Annotated in this window: 21 protein-coding genes and 1 pseudogene; 10 read left to right on the plus strand and 12 right to left on the minus strand. The window is 58.4% G+C overall.

Annotated features, from left to right (window positions below):
• The first annotated feature begins 83 nt into the window (after positions 1 to 83).
• Entirely contained in the window at positions 84 to 575 is a 492-nt protein-coding gene (gene purE / locus SHM7688_RS08680) for a 5-(carboxyamino)imidazole ribonucleotide mutase (protein ID WP_058239542.1), read from the plus strand.
• Complete coding sequence (locus SHM7688_RS08685) at positions 568 to 1,641, plus strand: 5-(carboxyamino)imidazole ribonucleotide synthase (protein ID WP_058239543.1); 1,074 nt, start codon at positions 568 to 570, stop codon at positions 1,639 to 1,641. Before purE ends, SHM7688_RS08685 begins: the two co-directional genes overlap by 8 nt.
• Before the next feature lie 92 nt (positions 1,642 to 1,733).
• On the opposite strand, the gene SHM7688_RS08690 is transcribed toward SHM7688_RS08685, so the two are convergent.
• From SHM7688_RS08690 to SHM7688_RS08715, 6 genes and pseudogenes are all read right to left on the minus strand, one after another.
• Complete coding sequence (locus tag SHM7688_RS08690) at positions 1,734 to 2,873, minus strand: alpha-D-ribose 1-methylphosphonate 5-triphosphate diphosphatase (RefSeq protein WP_083498999.1); 1,140 nt, start codon at positions 2,871 to 2,873, stop codon at positions 1,734 to 1,736.
• Positions 2,874 to 3,048: 175 nt separating this feature from the next.
• Positions 3,049 to 3,696: pseudogene (locus tag SHM7688_RS08695) on the minus strand (alpha/beta hydrolase); the annotation flags it as partial.
• 200 nt (positions 3,697 to 3,896) lie between these two features.
• Positions 3,897 to 4,742, minus strand: a complete 846-nt coding sequence (locus tag SHM7688_RS08700) for a DMT family transporter (RefSeq protein ID WP_058239705.1) — start codon at positions 4,740 to 4,742, stop codon at positions 3,897 to 3,899.
• A gap of 185 nt (positions 4,743 to 4,927) precedes the next feature.
• The gene (locus SHM7688_RS08705; protein WP_144432529.1) at positions 4,928 to 5,494 is read right to left on the minus strand and encodes a chalcone isomerase family protein; all 567 of its coding nucleotides are present in this window, start codon (positions 5,492 to 5,494) and stop codon (positions 4,928 to 4,930) included.
• Positions 5,495 to 5,629: 135 nt separating this feature from the next.
• Positions 5,630 to 6,730, minus strand: coding sequence for a ribosome small subunit-dependent GTPase A (rsgA, locus tag SHM7688_RS08710; RefSeq protein WP_058239545.1), 1,101 nt, complete (start codon positions 6,728 to 6,730; stop codon positions 5,630 to 5,632).
• A gap of 204 nt (positions 6,731 to 6,934) precedes the next feature.
• Positions 6,935 to 7,819 (minus strand): alpha/beta fold hydrolase, encoded by an 885-nt coding sequence (locus SHM7688_RS08715; RefSeq protein ID WP_058239546.1) that lies wholly within the window; start codon positions 7,817 to 7,819, stop codon positions 6,935 to 6,937.
• 627 nt (positions 7,820 to 8,446) lie between these two features.
• Between SHM7688_RS08715 and SHM7688_RS08720 the strand changes: the two genes are divergently transcribed.
• The 6 genes from SHM7688_RS08720 to SHM7688_RS08745 all read left to right on the plus strand — a co-directional run bounded on the left by SHM7688_RS08720 (position 8,447) and on the right by SHM7688_RS08745 (position 12,501).
• On the plus strand, positions 8,447 to 8,662 hold the full coding sequence (locus SHM7688_RS08720; protein WP_144432530.1) for a hypothetical protein: 216 nt from the start codon (positions 8,447 to 8,449) through the stop codon (positions 8,660 to 8,662).
• A 226-nt stretch (positions 8,663 to 8,888) separates the two neighbouring features.
• Positions 8,889 to 9,176, plus strand: a complete 288-nt coding sequence (locus tag SHM7688_RS08725; protein ID WP_058239548.1) for a co-chaperone GroES — start codon at positions 8,889 to 8,891, stop codon at positions 9,174 to 9,176.
• 38 nt (positions 9,177 to 9,214) lie between these two features.
• The gene (gene groL, locus SHM7688_RS08730; RefSeq protein WP_058239549.1) at positions 9,215 to 10,858 is read left to right on the plus strand and encodes a chaperonin GroEL; all 1,644 of its coding nucleotides are present in this window, start codon (positions 9,215 to 9,217) and stop codon (positions 10,856 to 10,858) included.
• Positions 10,859 to 11,050: 192 nt separating this feature from the next.
• The gene (locus SHM7688_RS08735; protein WP_058239706.1) at positions 11,051 to 11,245 is read left to right on the plus strand and encodes a DUF1289 domain-containing protein; all 195 of its coding nucleotides are present in this window, start codon (positions 11,051 to 11,053) and stop codon (positions 11,243 to 11,245) included.
• Positions 11,246 to 11,312: 67 nt separating this feature from the next.
• Positions 11,313 to 12,053 (plus strand): helix-turn-helix domain-containing protein, encoded by a 741-nt coding sequence (locus SHM7688_RS08740; protein ID WP_058239550.1) that lies wholly within the window; start codon positions 11,313 to 11,315, stop codon positions 12,051 to 12,053.
• Positions 12,054 to 12,120: 67 nt separating this feature from the next.
• Positions 12,121 to 12,501: a VOC family protein gene (locus tag SHM7688_RS08745; protein WP_058239551.1), complete on the plus strand. Its 381-nt coding sequence runs from the start codon at positions 12,121 to 12,123 to the stop codon at positions 12,499 to 12,501.
• Positions 12,502 to 12,710: 209 nt separating this feature from the next.
• Here SHM7688_RS08745 and SHM7688_RS08750 read toward each other — a convergent pair whose 3' ends face one another.
• Entirely contained in the window at positions 12,711 to 13,370 is a 660-nt protein-coding gene (locus tag SHM7688_RS08750) for a DUF2161 domain-containing phosphodiesterase (RefSeq protein ID WP_058239552.1), read from the minus strand.
• Positions 13,371 to 13,465: 95 nt separating this feature from the next.
• Between SHM7688_RS08750 and SHM7688_RS08755 the strand changes: the two genes are divergently transcribed.
• Complete coding sequence (locus SHM7688_RS08755; RefSeq protein ID WP_058239553.1) at positions 13,466 to 14,467, plus strand: TraB/GumN family protein; 1,002 nt, start codon at positions 13,466 to 13,468, stop codon at positions 14,465 to 14,467.
• Between the two features lie 125 nt (positions 14,468 to 14,592).
• A complete protein-coding gene (locus SHM7688_RS08760; protein WP_058239554.1) occupies positions 14,593 to 15,507 on the plus strand; it encodes a manganese-dependent inorganic pyrophosphatase in 915 nt (304 codons plus the stop codon).
• A 108-nt stretch (positions 15,508 to 15,615) separates the two neighbouring features.
• On the opposite strand, the gene SHM7688_RS08765 is transcribed toward SHM7688_RS08760, so the two are convergent.
• The 5 genes from SHM7688_RS08765 to SHM7688_RS08785 all read right to left on the minus strand — a co-directional run bounded on the left by SHM7688_RS08765 (position 15,616) and on the right by SHM7688_RS08785 (position 19,762).
• Positions 15,616 to 16,512, minus strand: a complete 897-nt coding sequence (locus tag SHM7688_RS08765) for an alpha/beta hydrolase family protein (RefSeq protein WP_058239555.1) — start codon at positions 16,510 to 16,512, stop codon at positions 15,616 to 15,618.
• Positions 16,512 to 16,979, minus strand: coding sequence for a MarR family winged helix-turn-helix transcriptional regulator (locus tag SHM7688_RS08770; protein WP_058239556.1), 468 nt, complete (start codon positions 16,977 to 16,979; stop codon positions 16,512 to 16,514). The genes SHM7688_RS08765 and SHM7688_RS08770 overlap by 1 nt, the downstream gene beginning before the upstream one ends.
• 97 nt (positions 16,980 to 17,076) lie before the next feature.
• Positions 17,077 to 17,937 carry an SMP-30/gluconolactonase/LRE family protein gene (locus SHM7688_RS08775; protein WP_058239557.1) on the minus strand — a complete coding sequence of 287 codons (861 nt, stop codon included), beginning with the start codon at positions 17,935 to 17,937 and terminating at the stop codon, positions 17,077 to 17,079.
• A gap of 169 nt (positions 17,938 to 18,106) precedes the next feature.
• On the minus strand, positions 18,107 to 18,997 hold the full coding sequence (locus SHM7688_RS08780; RefSeq protein WP_058239558.1) for a 2-dehydro-3-deoxygalactonokinase: 891 nt from the start codon (positions 18,995 to 18,997) through the stop codon (positions 18,107 to 18,109).
• A 3-nt stretch (positions 18,998 to 19,000) separates the two neighbouring features.
• Entirely contained in the window at positions 19,001 to 19,762 is a 762-nt protein-coding gene (locus tag SHM7688_RS08785; RefSeq protein WP_058239559.1) for an SDR family NAD(P)-dependent oxidoreductase, read from the minus strand.
• Positions 19,763 to 19,852 lie beyond the last annotated feature (90 nt).

A 19,852-nucleotide genomic window follows, 5' to 3' on the forward strand; every position in this document is an offset into this window, starting at 1 on the left:
CAGGCTGTCAAAACCCTGCGCCGCATTGCTTAAATCCCTGAACCGTCTATAACCCTCGCCAAATTCCCATCTCAGAGGCGCATATGACGGACACACCTCAAGTTGGCATCATTATGGGCAGCCAGTCGGATTGGCCCACGATGAAAGAAGCCGCCACCATCCTCGAAGAGCTCGGCATTTCCTACGAGAAGAAAATTGTCTCCGCCCACCGCACGCCAGATCGCCTCTGGGCCTATGGCAAAGCGGCTGCAGATCGCGGGCTGCAGGTGATCATTGCAGGCGCAGGCGGGGCCGCCCATCTGCCCGGCATGATGGCCTCCAAGACCCGTGTGCCCGTGGTGGGCGTGCCAGTGCAAACCCGCGCCCTGTCTGGTGTCGACAGCCTCTATTCCATTGTGCAGATGCCCAAAGGTTTCCCCGTGGCCACCATGGCCATAGGTGCAGCGGGTGCCGCCAATGCGGGCCTGATGGCCGCAGGCATTCTGGCGCTACAGGATGCGGATCTGGCCACCCGCCTTGATGCCTGGCGCGACGCGCTGTCTGCCTCTATCCCGGATGAGCCCCAAGATGACTGAACCGCTTCCCCTCGGCGCCACGATCGGCATCCTCGGCGGTGGCCAGTTGGGCCGCATGCTCTCTGTGGCGGCCTCCCGTCTGGGTTATAAAACCTGCATCTATGAACCCGGTGGCGATTGCCCGGCCAGCCATGTGGCGAATTACCACTTCCAGAAAAGCTATGACGATGCCGAGGCGCTGCGCGCCTTTGCAGAAGCTGTGGATGTGATCACCTATGAGTTTGAAAACATCCCCACCTCCGCACTGGACATTCTGGAGGCGCATCGCCCCATTCGCCCCGGTCGCGAAGCTCTGCGCGTTAGCCAGGATCGCCTGACAGAAAAGACCTTCCTGAACGATCTGGGCCTGAAAACCGCGCCTTTTGCCAATGTCACCGATGCTGACAGCATGGCCAAAGCGGTGGCAGAGATTGGCGCCCCGTCGATCCTGAAAACCCGTCGTTTCGGCTATGACGGCAAAGGGCAGGCCCGCTTAAAAACCGCCGCCGATTCAGAGGCCGCGTTCGCCGATATGGCCGGTGCGCCTACGCTTTTGGAAGGCTTTGTGGATTTCTCACATGAGGTCTCCGTGATTGCCGCGCGCGGCATCGACGGTCAGGTCGCCTGTTTTGATCCCGGTGAAAACGTACATGCGGATGGCATCCTGCGCACCACCACCGTGCCTGCGAAACTGACTGCTGGCCAGCGCATGGATGCGGTGCTGCTGGCGGCCAATATCCTCAACAAACTCGATTATGTCGGCGTGATGGGAGTGGAACTGTTTGTCACCGCACAGGGTCTGATTGTGAATGAAATCGCCCCGCGCGTGCACAACTCCGGCCACTGGACCCAAAACGGCTGCACCGTGGATCAGTTCGAACAGCACATCCGCGCCGTGGTGGGCCTGCCTCTGGGCGATGGTCAGCGGCAAAATGATGTGGTGATGGAAAACCTGATTGGCGCGGATATGGACCGCCTGCCAGAGCTGCTCAATGCGCGCGACACTGCTGTGCATCTCTACGGCAAAGCCGAAGTCAAAGCGGGCCGCAAAATGGGCCATATCAATCGCATCACCCGCGACACATGAACAAAAGGCGCAGTGCAACCCTGCGCCTTCCTCTTGATCCAAATATCCTGGGGGAGTCATCGCCCGCGATGACGGGGGCAACGCCCCCTCCCTCACCCAGCCATAAACCGCGCCGCCACCGTGCCGCTCATATGGCTCACCTTGCCTGCAACCAGCGTCGCGCCAATACGGCCATCCGGCCCCATCACCACCAGATCCGCCCGTTTGCCCGCCTCAAGACTGCCCCGATCCGTCAGGCCCAGCACTTGTGCAGGACGCGCAGACACCAGCGCCCATGCGGCGGCAAGGTCACAGACCCCATCCGCCACAAGCCGCATCACCGCCTGTCGCGGGGCCGGGTAATGATAGTCTGAAGCCAGCGCATCCACATAGCCTTTTGCCACCAAATCCGCTGCGCTGACCTTGCCAGAATGGCTGCCTCCACGCACCACATTTGGCGCGCCCATGATCACCGGATCCCCGGCCGCATGGGCCGAGCGGGCGGCATCAAGGCTTTCGGGAAATTCACTGATCGTGAGCCCCCGCGCCCGCCAGAAATCACGTGCCTGCGCAGTGTCATCATCATGGCTGCCCAGACGGACATCCTGCGCCGCCAATCGCGTCGCCAGCTTAGCGACCGCCTCTGGCACCGCGTCACGCGCCGCGTGCAGCTCTTTGAGAAGGGCGAGATGTGCCTCAGGGCTGCGCCCACTCTTCAGCGCCTGTCCGGTCAGCCGGGGGGGCTTTTTGCCTTTGTCCAAAGCGGCATGCGGCAGGTGATCATTGAACACCACATAGGGCACCGCATGGGCCTGAACGGCAGCCTCAAACGCCGCATAGTCTGACAGCAGATGGCTCTCAAACCGCAGTTGCACAAGCATCTCCGTCAAGAGCCCTTCGGTCTGGCTCAGTGCGTCCAGAAAGCGGCGTGCAAACTCCGGGCTGCGCATGCCCCCTTCCCAGCTCCAGAACTGCGCCAGCACAGCTGTGGTGATGCCATTGGCCGCCAGCTCCGCATCCACAGAGGCCAGCCCGTCGCCCAAGTTTTTCATTGCCCCACGGCGCGGCGCCAGATGGCGCTCAAACCCGTCTCCATGCAAATCCACGATTCCGGGCAAAATGCGATAGCCGCTCAGATCCACCTGACGCCCTCTGCCCGCGGCGGCAATCACGCCGTCCTTCACCAACAGAGGCCCCTGCACCATCCCTTCCGGTCGCAGCACCTCTGCGCCAACAAGCTCCAGATCAGTCACCTTCTACGCCCGCATCATCGGCGTCCAGATCGCCGTCCCCATCCCAGTCAGTGTATTTCTCGATCCAGTCGAAGAAATCATCGCCATCCTGTTCGACACCGTCCCCTTCGGCGCAGCCATTAGGGCCACAATCGTCATCCACCAGACGCTGCAACTCCCGCAGCGCCGCCTGCGCATCGCCCCAGCGCAGCGCGTGATCAAAGGCCCCATGGGTGAGAAACTCACGTGTCTGCACAATCACCATCGGGTTGTTCATCATAAAAGTATGGGTCACCGGCAGCACGATATGATCCTTCATGCCAGCCACTTTGGTGCTCTCCACCGAGACTTTGCCATCATCCGGCCCTTCGATCAGGCTGGAGAAATAGGGATTAAGCGAGCGGTTCCCCGCAATCACCCCAAGGTCAAAATCCACCGGCGGCAGATGACTGGGCAGGCCATCCGTGCCCAGCTGCATACCGGCCGGGCCATTCAGCCACTCAAAGGCCGGGATCGGGCCCAGTTCGTCCACCACTTCGCTGCCCTTGTTGGGCGGCCCCAACATCACCACGCGGCCAAGGTTTTCCGGCTTGTGATTGATGAACCAGACCCGTGTCAGAATGCCTCCCATCGAATGCGTGACAAAATGCACCCTACGGTCGCCACATTGCGCCACGGCTTCAGGGAGGGTGCTATATGCGAGATCCGCAATGTCTTCTTCGGTCGAGGGATAGCCCTGCCGCACCACATCAAATCCATACCGTTTAAGCGCCAGCTCCATCACCAGAAAGGAGCTTTCCGTGCGCGCTAGCCCGTGCAGCAGCACCACACAGTCCTGCGGCAAGGTCTCCTGAACAGCCTCTGCGGTACGCGTAGACGCAGCACTCTGCGCAGACGCATCCGTCGCATATGTGTTCAGCGACAGCCCAAATGCCGCCAAGACGGCCCATCTCGTGAAATTTCTCATGCCCCTGAGATACGCGCTGCGCGCGCGCGACAAAAGCACAAACCTGTCAGAAAGCAGCATCATGCCGAGCTGCGCGCCTAGGCGCGGCGCATCGACACCAAGACGCCCCCGATCACCAGCGCCGCTGCCCCGACAAATCGCCATGTCAGCGGTTCCGCCAAAAACAGCATGCCCCCGGCCATGGCAATCACCGGCACCGTCAGCTGTGCCACCGCCGCGCGGCTTGCGCCCAGCGCGGGCAGGATCGCATACCAGAGCGCGTACCCCATCCCAGAGGTCAGTACGCCTGAGATCACCGCCAGCGTCACGCCGCCCATGCTCAGCGCCGCGCTGTCACTCATCCAAAGTGCCCCCATCAGCGCAATAGGCGCCGCGAGCATAAAATTCATCGCTGTTGCCTGCGTCGCATCGCGCTCCTGTCGTCCCTGCAGGGAGTAGACACCCCAGCCAACACCGGCCGCCGCCATGGCCACCGCAGGCATCAGAGCAACCGCCGCCCCACCTGTGTCCGAAGCACCAGGCGCGAGCAGCCAGATCAGCCCCCCCAATGCCAGCCCAGCACCCAGCCAGCGCGCCATTGGCATCTCCTCACGTGCAAGCACAGCGCCACCAAACATGGTGATCTGCACCACGCCAAACAGGATCAACGCGCCCAGCCCGGATTCCAGTCCACGGTAGGCCAGCGAAAACCCAAAAATATAGGCCAGCAATCCAAGCACGGCGACACCGCGTCCCCAACCGCCCAGCGCAAATCCACGCCGCTGCCATACAATCAACAGAGCCAGCGCCAAGGCCCCAGATGTCAGGCGAATTGCGCCAAACGTAATGGCATCCATGCCAAAGCTTCCAACCGCAGCGCGATTGAGCACGGAATTTGCGGCAAAGGCCGCCATGGTGAGGGCTGTCAGTAGAAAAAGTCTCATGGCGGTCTTGGTGACACGCATGGTCGGGCGGGGCAAGCCATCCCGACCATGCGCTGGCCCTCAAGCACCGGCAGGACCAGTCCCAGTGCTTGAATGGCCAAGGCCAAACAGAACATATGCGGCTTTTGCAACATCACATAAAGCGGAAGCACGATGCTGCGCAGCTGGGGGAGCCTTAAAGCCCGCTAGTTCCGTGCGGCCATGACCTGTTGCGCAAACTGACGATCACGGGCTTTGTCGCTCAGCCAGATTGCCATGTAACGGTCGCGAATATCGCGATGGCGCAACGTGCATGTACGGGTGCCATTCACCCAGAATTTCAGTGCATCAGACGCCTCTGGCGCCGCCACAATCCGATCGCCAGGCCGGATGTCGCGGTAACATGCCTCAAGCTTTTGCATGATTTCGGCATGATCACTGCGCGCGCCCTCAATGCGTTCCATTTCGCTCAGTGAGGCCCGCAGCAGCACCGCGCGGCGGATCTTGCGGGCATATTCAATCTCCAGCGCATAGAGGCCTTCTTCCTCAAAGCCCTGCCCTTGGGGCGCAAACATCTGCGCATCATAAACCTTCAGGCCAAGGTAGCGGAACTGGCCTGCTCCAACAGCCTGCGGTGCGCCCAACAGACTGCGCACTTCCGGTGCCGCATCTGGGCCTGTGTCCGCTTTCACCGAGGCGCCATATCCCAGCGCAACTGCCAGCGCCAAGGCAGCCATCAAAACCCTTTCACGAATTGGCAATCTCACGTGCATGTCTTTGCGCCTCCCTGTGCGAAGCTGTTGTCTTTACAATTTTTGTTTCTTTGCATGGGGTACGTGTAAAAACCGCGCGCGGATCACTCCACGCGCGGTCACTTTTTGAGATTTCTACGAAGGTGTCGCCGCCGGTCAGCGTCGGCCTTTGCGCCCCTTATGGGCTTTGGTCACACTCTTCACCATCTTGCCGAAGTTTTTGTCATAGGCGCGCTTTTCCGCCAACGACGCGGTGTTGTGCCGCTCCTCTGCTTCCAGCTTGCGCCAGCGTTCAAACCGCTCCGCCTCCAGCGTACCATCGGCAATCGCAGCGCGCACCGCACATCCCGGCTCACTCTCATGGGCGCAGTCTCTGAATTTGCACTGCGTTGCAATCTCAACCACATCAGAGAAAAGATCCGCCACACCATCGCCGGCCTCCGCCAATTGCAACTCTCGCATGCCCGGCGTATCCAGAATCGCCAGACCACTGTCCGTAAAATGCAACTGCCGGCTGGTGGTGGTATGACGCCCCCGGCTGTCGTCCTCCCGGATCGCGCCGGTCTCTGCCTGCTCACTGCCAAACAAGGCATTCACCAAGGTGGATTTACCCACACCGGAGGTGCCGAGAAAGGCGATGGTCTGCCCCGGTGCGCACCAATCGGCCAGCTTTTGCGCAGGCTCCTCACTTTTGGCATTGAGCAGCACCACTGGCACCCGCGCCGAAATTTTCTGCGCCTCTGCGACAAACGGCGTGGGATCTTCACACAGATCTGCCTTGGTCAGCACGATCACCGGCGCCACTTCTGCCTCAAAGGCCAGCGCCAAAAACCGCTCCAGCCGTGCCACATTGAAATCGTTATTGCAGCTGGTCACCACAAAGGCCGTATCCACATTGGCCGCGATCATCTGGATCGAGCGATCATGCCCGGCCGCCCGCCGTTTAAACAGGCTCTTGCGCTCCAGTACGACACTGCGTGTTGGCAGCTCCGCATCATAAAGCAGCCAGTCCCCCACCGTGGCCTCCGGCCCCGGTGGCACCAGTGCCTCCAGATCCGCGCCGCGCACCTGCAAGCCATTGCGGTGCACTTCCACCACCCGCACCGGCGGTGTCTGCGTGAGGGTCTCAAGGGCCAGCTGTTGGGCAAAAAATGGCTGCCAGCCTAAAATATCCAGCATCGCGCGCTTTGCAGGCTCTGGTGTCTGCGCGGGTGTCTGCGCGTCTGTGGGCAAAAATTGGGAATAGTCCCGTGTCATTCTTGGGTCACTCTCATGGGAGGGCCGCACCCTCTCCGGCTTGGCTTTGGCTTGGCCGCAAACTATCAGAAAAAAGCACAGGCACAAACGAGAAGCCCGGCGCAGCTCGCGTGCCAGACCTTCTTTGTTTCCTTTGCACATCGGGCGAGCGTTCTGTCACCCGCCATGATCAGGCATCCATGTTCTGAGCCATAAAAACGCGTCTTAAACCGCCAACTTGCCAACAAACGCTTGCATCATTTCAACAAGCATCGGTGCCTGTTTGGGCGTGATCACATGGCCCATACCCGCAATCGGATGATGCGCGCACCCCGGGATCAAAGCGGCGATCTCTGCCCCCGCCTCCGGAGGGATCAACGTGTCCATTTCTCCGTGAATGACCTGACAAGGCAGCGCCACGTGGCGCAGATCTTCACGGCGATCCGTCGAAGCCATCACCGCCAGAACCTGCCGGTTGACGCCTTCGGGATCAAACGCGCGATCATAGGCCTGCGTCGCCTGCGCGCGCAGCTCTGCTTCGGTCATAGGATAGGCCGGGCTGCCCCAGCCCGCATATTCTGTAACAGCATTATTGATGAATGTGGCCCGATCCACCGGCCGCGCCAATAGGGCCGCCAGCCATGCAGCGCTGCCAGCACGCTCTGCAAAAGGCCGCGCCGTCGCCATCACAATCGTCGCACTCAGCAGCCTCTCGGCATGATCAAGGCACAATAGCTGCACAATCGCGCCGCCCATGGACATGCCAAACACATGCGCCTTCTCAATATCAAGCGCATCCATCACACCGACCACATCTTTGGCCATATCATCCAGCCGATAGGCCGGTGGCACCTTGCCATCCTCCAACGCCCGCGCGGTGATCTCCTCCGCCCCGCTGGGCACACCTTCCTTGGGACAACGCTGCGACCGGCCAACATCACGGTTGTCAAAGATCACCACGTGATAGCCAAGCTCCGCCAACCCTTCATAAAGCGCGTCAGGCCAATGGATCAGCTGCGAGCCCAGCCCGCGAATAAGCACCAAGGGCACGCCGTCTTTGGGTCCAAAGGTCTCCACTTCAATCTGAATGCTATTGGCAGCGATCTGCATGTGATGCCTCCTTTTGAGAGGCACAGTAGGCCAAGACCACAGAAAGTAAATCCAAGCCAAAGCGGAATTTACGTAGACACGCAGAGAATGTGACCAAATGGAAAAAGATATCAAGTTAACAAAATTTCGTTGAACCATTTGATGTTTAGTGAGACGCTGTCAGAGGTAAAGTAAAACTCTCATCACTGACTCACCAGCTCATTTACTTGAGCGTGGTGTTTCTGCGTTTTTGCTGCAAACATCCTAAGATGTATGGGTCGTGCGTTTCTAATGTGTTGGCTTACCTAAGCAGCCTATAATTTCCTATCTAAAGTAATAGGTTCAATGGAGAGGCAACCAACACGGCGCACCACCAGAAACGACCATGAGCACCAGTTCAAAGCTCATTTTTCCAGTTCTTTGTTGAAAAAGTCTAAAGTGTTCGGGAACTGCCGCTCCTCCCACTAGGAGCTAACGCTTTACAAAATAGAATTTTATTTTTCCGAACTCAGCATCTGACTTACCGCCCTAGTGAGTAGTGTACGATCGCTTAACTAAATATCGACAACTTTAGCATTAAGGTGACCGGAGGGAGCTCAAGCGCCAACAAAACCTCCCTCCAGCCTTAACATGCATAAGGACTTACACATGTCACAATCCGATCATATCACATCTAAGAAGCCCGTTGCCAAAACCTCAACTCAACAGTCCGATGACGTTGCCGAAATAGAGAAGTCAGCACATTTTTTAGTTTCCTACCAGCACGGTAAAAGAACAGTTAACATTCAAGGAAAACATGGATTTCTCTTTGGCATGTTGATCGGGACTTTCACTGTTACGATCATGGTGATTTTGCTTTCATAAGAAAGCACTACTTTTCACCGTTCCCCTTACGACGCCCTAACAGATACACAAACGCAAAGAGGCTCCACCTGATCAGTAGAGCGGCTCTAGCAAAAAAATTTGACGCAACGGCGTTGACTCCCTCCGATGCACTGCCTAACTCTTTCGCCGTTAGCACTCGCCGACAGGGAGTGATAACGGCTCCGCTGAGGAGTCAGGGAGACAACTCTATTAGGGAAACCTAACCATGGCATTTACACCTCTGCACGACCGTGTGCTTGTACGCCGCGTCGAAAGCGATGAGAAAACCGCAGGCGGCCTGATCATTCCAGACAGCGCCAAAGAAAAACCAGCCGAAGGCGAAATCGTATCCGTGGGCGCAGGCCTGCGTGACGACGCTGGCAACCGCGTTGCACTGGACGTGTCCGCTGGCGACAAAGTTCTGTTCGGCAAATGGTCCGGCACCGAAATCACCGTTGACGGTGAAGAGCTGCTGATCATGAAAGAATCCGACATCATGGGCATCATTGCCTGATCGTCTGACCGCAAAATACGAATTTAGGAGCCTATAAAATGGCAAAAGACGTCAAATTCGACACCGATGCCCGCAATGCAATGCTGCGCGGCGTGAACGTTCTCGCAGACGCAGTGAAAGTGACCCTCGGCCCGAAAGGCCGTAACGTGGTTCTGGACAAATCCTTCGGCGCCCCACGCATCACCAAAGACGGTGTGTCCGTGGCCAAAGAGATCGAGCTGGAAGACAAGTTCGAGAACATGGGCGCACAGATGGTGAAGGAAGTCGCTTCCCGCACCAACGACGAAGCGGGCGACGGCACCACCACCGCGACCGTTCTGGCACAAGCCATCGTCAAAGAAGGCCTGAAGCAGGTTGCAGCTGGCCTGAACCCGATGGACCTGAAGCGCGGCATCGACCTGGCAACTGCCAAAGTGGTTGAAGGCATCGTTTCCTCCGCGCGCGAAGTCAAAGACTCCGACGAAGTGGCACAGGTTGGCACCATCTCCGCCAACGGCGAAGCCGAAATCGGTCAGCAGATCGCAGACGCGATGCAGAAAGTGGGCAACGAAGGTGTGATCACCGTTGAGGAAAACAAAGGTCTGGAAACTGAGACCGATGTTGTTGAGGGCATGCAGTTCGACCGCGGCTACCTCTCCCCTTACTTCGTGACCAACGCAGACAAAATGATCGCTGATCTGGACGACTGCATGGTGCTGCTGCACGAGAAGAAACTGTCTTCCCTGCAGCCAATGGTGCCTCTGCTGGAGCAGGTGATCCAGTCCCAGAAGCCTCTGCTGATCATCGCAGAAGACGTGGAAGGCGAAGCGCTGGCCACTCTGGTTGTGAACAAACTGCGCGGCGGCCTGAAAATTGCGGCTGTGAAAGCCCCTGGCTTCGGCGACCGCCGCAAAGCCATGCTGCAGGACATCGCCATCCTGACCGGCGGTCAGGTTATCTCCGAAGATCTGGGCATGAAGCTCGAGAACGTCACCATGGACATGCTCGGCACTGCTAAGAAAATCGAGATCACCAAAGACGAAACCACCATCGTTGACGGTGCAGGCGAGAAAGCAGAGATCGAAGCACGCGTGGCTCAGATCCGCACTCAGATCGAAGAAACCTCTTCCGACTACGACCGTGAGAAGCTGCAAGAGCGCGTTGCCAAACTGGCAGGCGGTGTTGCTGTGATCCGCGTTGGCGGCATGACCGAAGTGGAAGTGAAAGAGCGCAAAGACCGTGTGGACGATGCTCTGAACGCAACCCGCGCAGCTGTGCAGGAAGGCGTGATCGTTGGCGGTGGTGTTGCTCTGGTTCAGGCCGGCAAAGCTCTGGAAGGTCTGGAAGGCGCAAACGCTGACCAGAACGCAGGTATCACCATCGTGCGCAGAGCCATCGAAGCGCCTCTGCGTCAGATCGCTGAGAACGCCGGTGTGGACGGTGCGGTTGTTGCGGGCAAGATCCGTGAATCTGACGACAGCGCATTTGGCTTCAACGCGCAGACCGAAGAATATGGCGACATGTTCTCCTTCGGTGTGATCGACCCAGCCAAAGTGACCCGCACCGCTCTGGAAGACGCAGCCTCTGTTGCAGGCCTGCTGATCACGACTGAAGCGATGGTTGCTGACAAGCCAGCCAAAGACGGCGGCGCACCTGCAATGCCTGACATGGGCGGCATGGGCGGCATGGGCGGCATGATGTAAGACGAACTTTCGTAAGAAAGTTCTGTCTCAGCGTCAGGCGATTGGCCTTCGGGCCAATCTGCCGAAAGCTCTGGCCAGACAAGTTTCAAAGGGTCGCCTCCAGGCGGCCTTTTTCTTTAAATGATGCATATGAGCGCATTGAAGGCTTAAACTGCAAGCTCTGTAACAAGCATGACTTTGAAGGTGCCAAATATGAAAAAGCGCAAAAGCCCCTGCACAGATGTTTGTGAATTTAACGGCCCAAGTGGCTGGTGTCTTGGCTGTGGCCGCACACGTACGGAATGCGCAAAGTGGAAAAAAATGAAACCCTATGAAGTAAAAATCATTGAAAAGGACCTGACCCGCCGCATGGCAAAGATCACCGCAACACCACCTAAAGCGTCGTAGACTCTATGGGCAGCAACAGGCTGTCATTTAGCATTTTGTTAGAAACGTCTCTCCCTGCGAGCGCTCCATGTACGACCCCAAAGGCAACAGTAAAGACAAAACCACCGACGGCGTCCTGTTCACCGAAGCTGAGCCGCCCGAACACCTGCGCGGCATCGTCCACCGTTTCCTATCGCTGCGCACGCCAGCTCCTCTGCCCGCAGACTACCGCTTCCACGCCCTGCCCGACGCCTGCACCTACATCATTTTTGACCAGCAAAGCCCGGAGATCACCGGCGTCACACGCCTCAGCGCCTCCGCCGAAGAGCTGAACCTTGGCCGCGGCTTTCATTTCCTCAACATTCGCTTTCTCCCCGGTGTCTGGCAACGTGACCGAGCACCGCTGTCTTTTGGTCAGATCGATCAGCCCTACACCGGCGCCCTGCCGCTGAAAGATATAAACGCAACGCTGATCGACCAACATCCCGACACCCAGCGCACCACGCTCATCTCCTTTGTCGAAGACCTACAGGCCCGTGGCATTCTCGTCGCCAACCTCATCACGCAAAAGATCTTTGCACAGATCGACGGTATCCACTCTGTGGCCGACATGGCCGCCATCGCGCAGCTCTCCTCCCGCCAGCTCCAGCGTGTACTGAAACAAACCACCGGCTTTACCCCGCACGATTTCCTCAAAGTCCTGCGCCTGCAACAATCCCTTGGCGGCGAGCCCTCGCTCTCCTACGCCGACCAATCCCATTTCATTCACGCTTTCCGCCGGGCCACGGGCTACACACCCGGCCAATACGCCCGCAAATTCGATGTCTGAAATCTACAATACACCACCGCTCCTGCGCCCTAACCTCCCGGCATGACCAAAAACACAGGACAGGATCATGCCCAGAATGAACGCCATCGGCTGGTTTGACATCTACACCGATGATCTCGCCCGCGCCGTCACTTTCTACGAAACCGTGCTGGGCTGCACGCTTGAAACCATCGGCGACCCCACTGGCGAAATGCAAATGCGCGCCTTCCCGACAGAGATGACCCAATACGGCGCGGGCGGCGCGATCTCACATAGCCCCCACGCCCGCCCAGGCGCTGGCGGCACAGTGGTCTATTTCAATTGCGAAGACTGCGCGACCGAGCAAGCCCGCGTCAACGAAGCTGGCGGCCAAGTCCTCCGGCCCAAATTTTCCATCGGCGAATTTGGCTTTGTCTCGCTCTGTCAGGACAGCGAAGGCAATGTGTTTGGCTTGAGTTCTCTGTCGTAAGCTGTGACGTGGGGGTTCATCAAAATATGCCCCCACGATGCCCAAGAGACCGCCTCAGTCTCTTCACCGAAAAACGCAAAACCACGTCGCCGCGTTAACCTTTCAAGCCCCAAAAATTCCACCGTCGCGAAACAGTCGCAATACCGACCCGATACCGACGTGCCAACAGGGCGCCGTTTGCAGATGAACGCACCGTCCCGGCGCAACGCTTAGTCCGCATCCGCTAGGGCCACCACACCGGAGTCGCTCAGCTGATAGACCCCTGTCTCCACCTTTTCAAACCAACCATAATGGTTGTCCCGCATCATCGTTGTGGCTTTCTCCACGCCAGCGCCTTTGGCCACATCCCGCCCCCGGCTGGGGCCATTCTGGCGTAAAAAGGCGGCGCATTTTTCGGCATCCTGGCGATACACCGTCACCTTCTCGCCCCGCATCCCGCCAGTGTTCGGGTCGCCGTCCAGCCGGGCAAAAGCTTTTAACAACTGCGCCTTGCGCCGCTTTGACTTGCGCGGCTGAAACGGGACCGGGTCACAATGCACCTCCACCGCGCCGTCTTTCAACCGCACCGACAGCACCCCAATGCCAAGCCGCTTGCATAGGCCAATATTGCCAGAAAACGCCTTCCATCCGGCGCGCCCTTTCCATCGTGGCACCGCCACATAGACCGCATCGGTCACCGCCTGCCGCGCCACTGCCTGTTGCAAAAGCGTGAGCGAAAACCCGGTTTTCAGCTCAACAATCACCGGCTCTTGCCCAGCCTTGATCGCCACCACATCCGCCGCACCCACTTCGGCTTTCACCTCAAACCCCCGCGCCTGAAGCCAGGCTTTGATGGGCGCATATAGCTCTGTTTCCGCGATCTTGCTCATACTTAAGTCATAGCCTCATTCCAAAGCCCTGCCTACCGGCACTTGCCGCCACTCACAGGCTTGCTACTGTGGCGACAAATCAACGTGAGGCCCCCATGCGTCTTCTTCTTAGTCTTTTGTTTCTCCTTGGGTTTTGCACCGTCGCCTCGGCCAATTGCACAGGCCCCAACCTGTTTGAAACCCGCCCGCAATCCGACCAGCAGACACTGCTTGTCAAAGCCGCAGAGGTGCCGTTTCACGAGGGCATTCTCTGGCAGGTTGAGAAAAACGGCGTGACCTCCTACATCATCGGCACCTTTCACGTACATCTGCCAGAACATGCCGCAATGGTGGATCACCTACGTGGTCTGCGCCCGGCCCCAACCCAGCTTTTCATGGAGCTGACCGCAGAAGATCAGTTGGGATTTCAACGCCACCTCACAACCAATCCGTCCCTCTTCCTCATTCAGGAAGGAGACAGCCTGATTGATCGCCTCGGCCCAGAACTCTGGCCCAAAGTCGCGGATCAACTGAAAGCGCGGGGCATGCCTCCTTTTCTCGCGGCCCGCTATCAGCCGTGGTTTCTTGGCATGACCCTGATGATGCCGCCCTGCGCCATGGAGATCGTCAAAAGCGGCCAGAAGGGCCTTGATCTTCAGATCGAAGCCATGGCCGCTGAAATGGATTGGTCTGCTCACTCTCTGGACACAACAGAACATCTGATCGACATTCTGGCAAGCGAGCCTTTGGATAAGCAGCTGGACGATCTGAAATGGAGCCTGCGTCTTCAAGAGGATCTCGCCGCACCAGAAATGATCCCCACCGTGATTGACCTGTATCTGCAAGAGCGCATTCAATTGATATGGGAGCTGAACCAAGCGGATCTGCGCATAAAATCCGAAGGCAATGCAGATGCGCAGCGCATGGCTACAATGATGCAGGAGGTCGAAGACAGCCTGTTGACCGCGCGCAACACCGCATGGGTTGAAAAACTCGCACCCGCGCTGTCGCAGACCTCCGCGCTGGTCGCGGTCGGGGCGCTACATCTGCCCGGGGAACACGGCGTGCTCGCACAGCTGCAAAATGCGGGCTTCACACTCACTCGCCTGCATTTCTGACCGTCAAGCCACGGTCAACCGCGCCCCAAAGCCGCATCTGACCCTGGCCTCGTGACAAAAGCAGCGCGCCCTTCTATAAGGCGCGCAACCACACAGAACACCGTTATTTTTAAGGACCTCATGACATGACCATTCAGGTTTTTGGCCACAAATCCCCAGACACTGATTCCACAGGCTCCCCAATCATCTGGGCGTGGTATCTCTCTGAAATCAAAGGCACCGCTGCCGAAGCAAAGCTGCTGGGCGAGCCCAACACCGAAGCCGCATGGCTGCTGGAGCGCTGGGATCTGACCAAGCCTGAGATCATTGCCGACGTGGCAGATGACGCCGCCGTGGTGATTGTTGACACCAACAACCCAGCCGAGCTGCCCGCCAACATCAATGGCGCAGACGTTCAGGCCATCATCGACCACCACAAGCTGGTGGGCGGTCTGGAAACCAAAGGCCCGATCGACATCACCATCCGCCCCGTGGCCTGCACCGCCACCATCATGCACGATCTGATGGGCGACATCGAGATGCCAGACTGGATCAAAGGCACCATGCTGACCTGCATCCTGTCTGACACGCTGGAATTCCGCAGCCCAACAACCACGGATCACGACAAAGCCGTGGCCGAGAAACTGGCCGCAGATCTGGGCATCGACATCCCATCCTATGCTGCTGAGATGTTTGCCGCAAAATCCGACGTGTCTTCTTTCTCTGACGCAGAGCTGCTGCGCATGGACTCCAAAGAATACGAAGTCGACGGCACCAAATTCCGCGTCTCCGTTCTGGAAACCACCTCTCCTGCCATCGTGCTGGATCGCAAAGCCTCCCTGATGGAAACCATGTCCACCGTGGCCTCCGAGGACGGCGTCGATCAGGTTCTGCTCTTCGTTGTGGACATCCTGAACGAAGAAAGCACCCTGCTGGTGCCAAACGATCTGGTCAAAACCGTTGCCGCGAAGTCCTTTGACGCCACTGCCGAGGGCGACAGCGTTGTGCTGCCCGGCGTTGTGAGCCGCAAAAAGCAGATCATTCCGAACCTCAAGGTCTGATCGCGCGTATATCTTAAAGCGAAAGGCCGGTGTGACCTCACACCGGCCTTTTTGTTGGCCCCGTAGGGTGCGCACTCACTGCGCACCTTTACCTATTCCCTTGCGGGATCACCGCCCCCCGCCCCCCTGAGGCAAGTCCCCCTCAGAGAGCCACGCCCAAAGCTCCTGCCAAAGCGCCTCATGACCTTTGCGAAACGCGCCTTCATGACCAACCTTTCGCTGCGCCAAATCCTGCGGCTGGCGCACGACGAGGTGTTTTTGCGCTTGGGGATAATGACTTAATGTATCTTCACAGGCCGTCTTCGTAGCAATCGGATCGTCACTGAGCACCCAGGCACAGATCGGCCCCTCCACCGCATCAAAATGATGCATATACCGCCCACTCTCCAGATCCGGCAAAAGATAGCTGCGTCGCCCACTCCACCGACGCCAGGTCTTAAACAGCTCCGGTGGCAAAGCCTCCCCGCCCCAAAGCCCCCCAGCTGGAATATAGCCGTACCGCGCCAAACAGAGGGGGCCATAAAGCCACCAGAAAAACCATTCCATGGGCAGGTTGCGCAGCTTGTGCACGCCCCAGAACCCACTCCCCACCGCCACAAAGGCATGACGGGACACCTGAAGCTCAGGCTTGGCGAACCCGACCAATTGCCCGCCGATACTATGCCCCAGCGTGGTCAGCCACGCCCCCGGTGCCGCAGCCGCCAGATAGGCCAGCGCGGCAGACATGTCCCGTTGGCCCCAATGGGGGTAATCAATCCCTGAGCCGGCCAGATCCTCCGGTTTAGACTCCCCAATGCCGCGATAGTCATAGGTCAGAACCGTCGCCCCCCGCGCTGCAAAATAGGCCGCTGCATGGCGGTAGAACCGGCGTGGAAACCCTGTGCCTGCCGAGATCAAAATCGCCAACGTGGGGGCCTCCGCGCGATAAAGCGTGCCCGCCAGATCCCAGCCATCTTCGGTTCGGATACGCACATCCTGCACCGTCACTTCCGCAGCCTTCAACATCACTCTGCCTTCTCCTGCTCTGAAACTGGCACTGCGGCGATAATCTCTTCAGCCTGATCCGCTATATGCATCAAAAACCGCCCAATCACCGCTTGCTCCGCCTCCGTGAAGCCATCCAGTAACCGCGCGTTGGCTGTGCGCACCAGAGGGTCCACACGCCGCACAAGATCAAGTGCTGAGGGCTCTAGGAAAATCCGCACAATCCGCCCGTCTTCTGCCCCCCGCATCCGCCGCACAAAACCACGCTCACCCATTCGGTCGATCAAACCGCTGAGACTGGATTTGCGCATCGACAGCGCCTGCGCCATGTCAGACACCGCCTGCCCGTCTTTTTGAGACAAGAGTGCAAGAACCCCGAGCTGCGGCATAGACAATCCCGCAAGAGCCTGTGTTTTTTGCTCCACGGCACGTGTCATCGCAGCATGCGCCCGGTTCATGAGTAAGAAGATTTTGGGAGATTTGGCCATTTGTTCGCACACGAATTACTTCAGTTAATTCGTATGCGAACTTATGTAGAAAGCAACACCCCTTGTGCCTGACGTCGCGACAGGCGTTCACAGAGGGTCAGAGGTGCACCTGCGGTTCTGCCAGCCCCTGCGCCACGTCTTCTTGCACAAAGACCATGCCATTCTGCGGAGCCTGCGCCAGCACGTCTTGGGAGAGCCCTTCGGCCGCGGTTGTCACATAGAGATCACGCAAGTCAGGCCCGCCAAAGGCCGGACAGGAGGCATGTTGCCCCCCCACGTCCACCGCGCGCAGGAAATGGCCTTCGCTGTCATAGGCTGCGACGCGTGCCGCCCCCCACTGCGCGATCCAAAGATTGCCCTGTGCATCGGTCACCGCACCATCCGGGTTCAGCCCCTCTGCCGTCAGATCAAGAAAGACAGAGGCCTCCCCAATCGGCGTACCGGTTTCACCATCAAGCGCCACACGCATCACCTGTTTGGTGACGGTGTCGGTGTAATAGGCACAGGCACGAGCCGCATCAAAACAGATCGCATTGGAGATGGTGATCTCCGTCGTCACGGTCTGCAAAACGCCTTCATAGAGACGGTAAATGGCCCCGGCACCGGGCTCTGCACGTTTGCCCATAGTACCAATCCAAAACCCGCCCCAAGGATCCGCGCGCCCATCATTGGACCGCGTACGCGCGTTATTCGCCTCAAGATCAATCAGCTTCACACGCGTGCCGGAGATCAGGTCAAACCGCCACAGCCCCGTTTCAGACGCCAGAAGCAATGTGGTCTCATCCACCCACCCGGCTGCGGAAAAATGCTCCTCAAAAGTCCATTCCTCTGCAACGCCCTCTCTCTGACTCAGCATCCGCTTGCCCATGATATCAAACCAGAAAAGCTGCGCGCGTTTCGGGTGCCAAAGCGGCCCCTCCCCCAATTCACACACGCGGGTGTCAAATACAGTGCTCATGCAAATACCCTATCAGATGCTTCAAATAACCCAGTGGCGCTACAAGATGGCACCCCTTTCAGGCGCGGCCCCAACACCCCCAATTATGGCGCTGAGCTTGCGGTGCTGCCTTTGGTGTTTCAAGGGGCGATTGCCTCTTGGCGGTAAATACACAGAAAACCGGGCCGCCTCAGATCACCTGTGCGCGGGCGGCCTGCAATCCAGCGCGGGTCATGGCGTCACCGTCAACAACCTCCACCCAAGCGCCTTGAGTCTTGAGCGCCTCGGCATAAACGCCTGCCAGGCTGCTTTCCCCGATCACGGCAATCTGCTGCCCCAACCAATAGGGGCGTGACGCCGCCAGCTCTGCGCCCAGCAGCAGCCCTGACAGCCGCGCGGTTGCGACATCAGTCGATGTGCCCAGCAGAAGATCCCCGGCCCGGATCGAAAACAGCTCACTGGCCAGGCTTTCAGGGCGCGACAGGGTCATATCCAGCCCGGCCTGAAACGCCTCTGCGTTCCAGCCCTCCCCCACAGAATGGCGCAGCACAGATTGCTGGGTCAGGAGTTTGAACATCTCACCGGTCATGAAGCTGCGAAAACTGACAACCTCATCCGCGCTGACATGGGCCCATTTTGTATGGAGGCCGGGCAGGCAGATCACCCCGTCCCAATTCTGGTTTTGAGAAAGGAAGCCCGCCATCTGGGTTTCTTCGCCGCGCATCACATCAGCGGGCTGCGTCTGTTTCATACCGGGCACAAGGTACACTCGCAGCCGGGCATCTTTGCAAGGGAGCGCTTGAAGCTGCTCCGCCAGCGCGGGACAAGGGACCGCCCCATAGCGGACATCTACCCAACCCTGCGGTGCGCCTTCCATCCCGCAGATCACAACATCCGTTGGCGCATCGCTCAACCAGCCGAAAATCAGCGCCAGCAATGCTTCCTCAAAGGCTTCCGCCGTCAGACATGCTGGACCAGCGTCGGACTGCGCCTGCGCGATCACCTCGCCATCATTCATGGCCCAGGCACGCACCATCGACCTACCCCACGCCACCGCGATCCATTCCGCCTTCAAAGACATGCCCTACCCCGACACCACCACGCCGCCGTCAACGGCCATGCATTGCCCCGTCATCATCCGGCTCGCCTGCGACGCCAGATAAAGCGTCGGATCAATCATGTCTTCGGGCTTCAGGTGCTCTTTCAGACATTGTCGCTCCATATGGCCCGCCAGAGCCTCTGGGTCGGCCCACATATCCAGCTGCTTTTGCGTCAACACCCATCCCGGAGCCAGCGCATTCACACGGATCCCCTTCGGGCCAAGCTCTCTTGCGAGACTGCGCGTCATGCCTGTAATGCCTGCATTAGCGGTGGTGTAGATCGAATAACCCGTATTGCCCATCATATAGCTGATGGAGCTGAAATTGATGATCGCGCCGCCATTGTCCATCTGACGGGCGGCCTCCTGACAGGCAAAATAATAGGCCTTCAGATTGACGGCCTGCATCCAGTCATAAAAGGCTTCGTCCACCTCATCCAATGCGTGCCGCTGATCATTGGCAGCATTGTTGACCAAGACATCCAGCCCGCCATGTTCGCCAACGGCCTGTTGGATGGTTTCGCGCAGCCTTGGCACATCGGCGATATCGCACTGCATGAACAAAGGCGTTGCGCCATGTTTGGTCTCCATTTCCGCAATGAAGGCCTCTGCTGGACTGCGCCCAATGACCGCTACTTTGGCCCCCTGCGCCATAAACCCATCGGTCAACGCAGCGCCAATCCCACTTGCGCCACCGGTGATGTAAACTGACTTCCCTTTAAGGTCCGGAAAAATCGTTCCGCTCATCAATGTCTCTCCCTGAATACGGGTTCTATGACTTTGTCCGAAAAAGGCACCGCATACGCGCCCATTCCGGCAGAAAAAGCACCTAAGCCC

It is taken from the genome of Shimia marina (genome assembly GCF_001458175.1).
GTDB classification, from domain to species: Bacteria; Pseudomonadota; Alphaproteobacteria; order Rhodobacterales; family Rhodobacteraceae; genus Shimia; species Shimia marina.

Excerpts from the sequence above, each read along its gene's own strand:
- purE (WP_058239542.1), top strand. The coding sequence starts at position 84 with ATGACGGACACACCTCAAGTTGGCATCATTATGGGCAGCCAGTCGGAT.
- SHM7688_RS08685 (WP_058239543.1), top strand. The coding sequence starts at position 568 with ATGACTGAACCGCTTCCCCTCGGCGCCACGATCGGCATCCTCGGCGGT.
- SHM7688_RS08700 (WP_058239705.1), bottom strand. The coding sequence starts at position 4,742 with ATGAGACTTTTTCTACTGACAGCCCTCACCATGGCGGCCTTTGCCGCA.
- SHM7688_RS08705 (WP_144432529.1), bottom strand. The coding sequence starts at position 5,494 with ATGCACGTGAGATTGCCAATTCGTGAAAGGGTTTTGATGGCTGCCTTG.
- rsgA (WP_058239545.1), bottom strand. The coding sequence starts at position 6,730 with ATGACACGGGACTATTCCCAATTTTTGCCCACAGACGCGCAGACACCC.
- SHM7688_RS08715 (WP_058239546.1), bottom strand. The coding sequence starts at position 7,819 with ATGCAGATCGCTGCCAATAGCATTCAGATTGAAGTGGAGACCTTTGGA.
- SHM7688_RS08720 (WP_144432530.1), top strand. The coding sequence starts at position 8,447 with ATGTCACAATCCGATCATATCACATCTAAGAAGCCCGTTGCCAAAACC.
- SHM7688_RS08725 (WP_058239548.1), top strand. The coding sequence starts at position 8,889 with ATGGCATTTACACCTCTGCACGACCGTGTGCTTGTACGCCGCGTCGAA.
- groL (WP_058239549.1), top strand. The coding sequence starts at position 9,215 with ATGGCAAAAGACGTCAAATTCGACACCGATGCCCGCAATGCAATGCTG.
- SHM7688_RS08735 (WP_058239706.1), top strand. The coding sequence starts at position 11,051 with ATGAAAAAGCGCAAAAGCCCCTGCACAGATGTTTGTGAATTTAACGGC.
- SHM7688_RS08740 (WP_058239550.1), top strand. The coding sequence starts at position 11,313 with ATGTACGACCCCAAAGGCAACAGTAAAGACAAAACCACCGACGGCGTC.
- SHM7688_RS08745 (WP_058239551.1), top strand. The coding sequence starts at position 12,121 with ATGCCCAGAATGAACGCCATCGGCTGGTTTGACATCTACACCGATGAT.
- SHM7688_RS08750 (WP_058239552.1), bottom strand. The coding sequence starts at position 13,370 with ATGAGCAAGATCGCGGAAACAGAGCTATATGCGCCCATCAAAGCCTGG.
- SHM7688_RS08755 (WP_058239553.1), top strand. The coding sequence starts at position 13,466 with ATGCGTCTTCTTCTTAGTCTTTTGTTTCTCCTTGGGTTTTGCACCGTC.
- SHM7688_RS08760 (WP_058239554.1), top strand. The coding sequence starts at position 14,593 with ATGACCATTCAGGTTTTTGGCCACAAATCCCCAGACACTGATTCCACA.
- SHM7688_RS08765 (WP_058239555.1), bottom strand. The coding sequence starts at position 16,512 with ATGTTGAAGGCTGCGGAAGTGACGGTGCAGGATGTGCGTATCCGAACC.
- SHM7688_RS08770 (WP_058239556.1), bottom strand. The coding sequence starts at position 16,979 with ATGGCCAAATCTCCCAAAATCTTCTTACTCATGAACCGGGCGCATGCT.
- SHM7688_RS08775 (WP_058239557.1), bottom strand. The coding sequence starts at position 17,937 with ATGAGCACTGTATTTGACACCCGCGTGTGTGAATTGGGGGAGGGGCCG.
- SHM7688_RS08780 (WP_058239558.1), bottom strand. The coding sequence starts at position 18,997 with ATGTCTTTGAAGGCGGAATGGATCGCGGTGGCGTGGGGTAGGTCGATG.
- SHM7688_RS08785 (WP_058239559.1), bottom strand. The coding sequence starts at position 19,762 with ATGAGCGGAACGATTTTTCCGGACCTTAAAGGGAAGTCAGTTTACATC.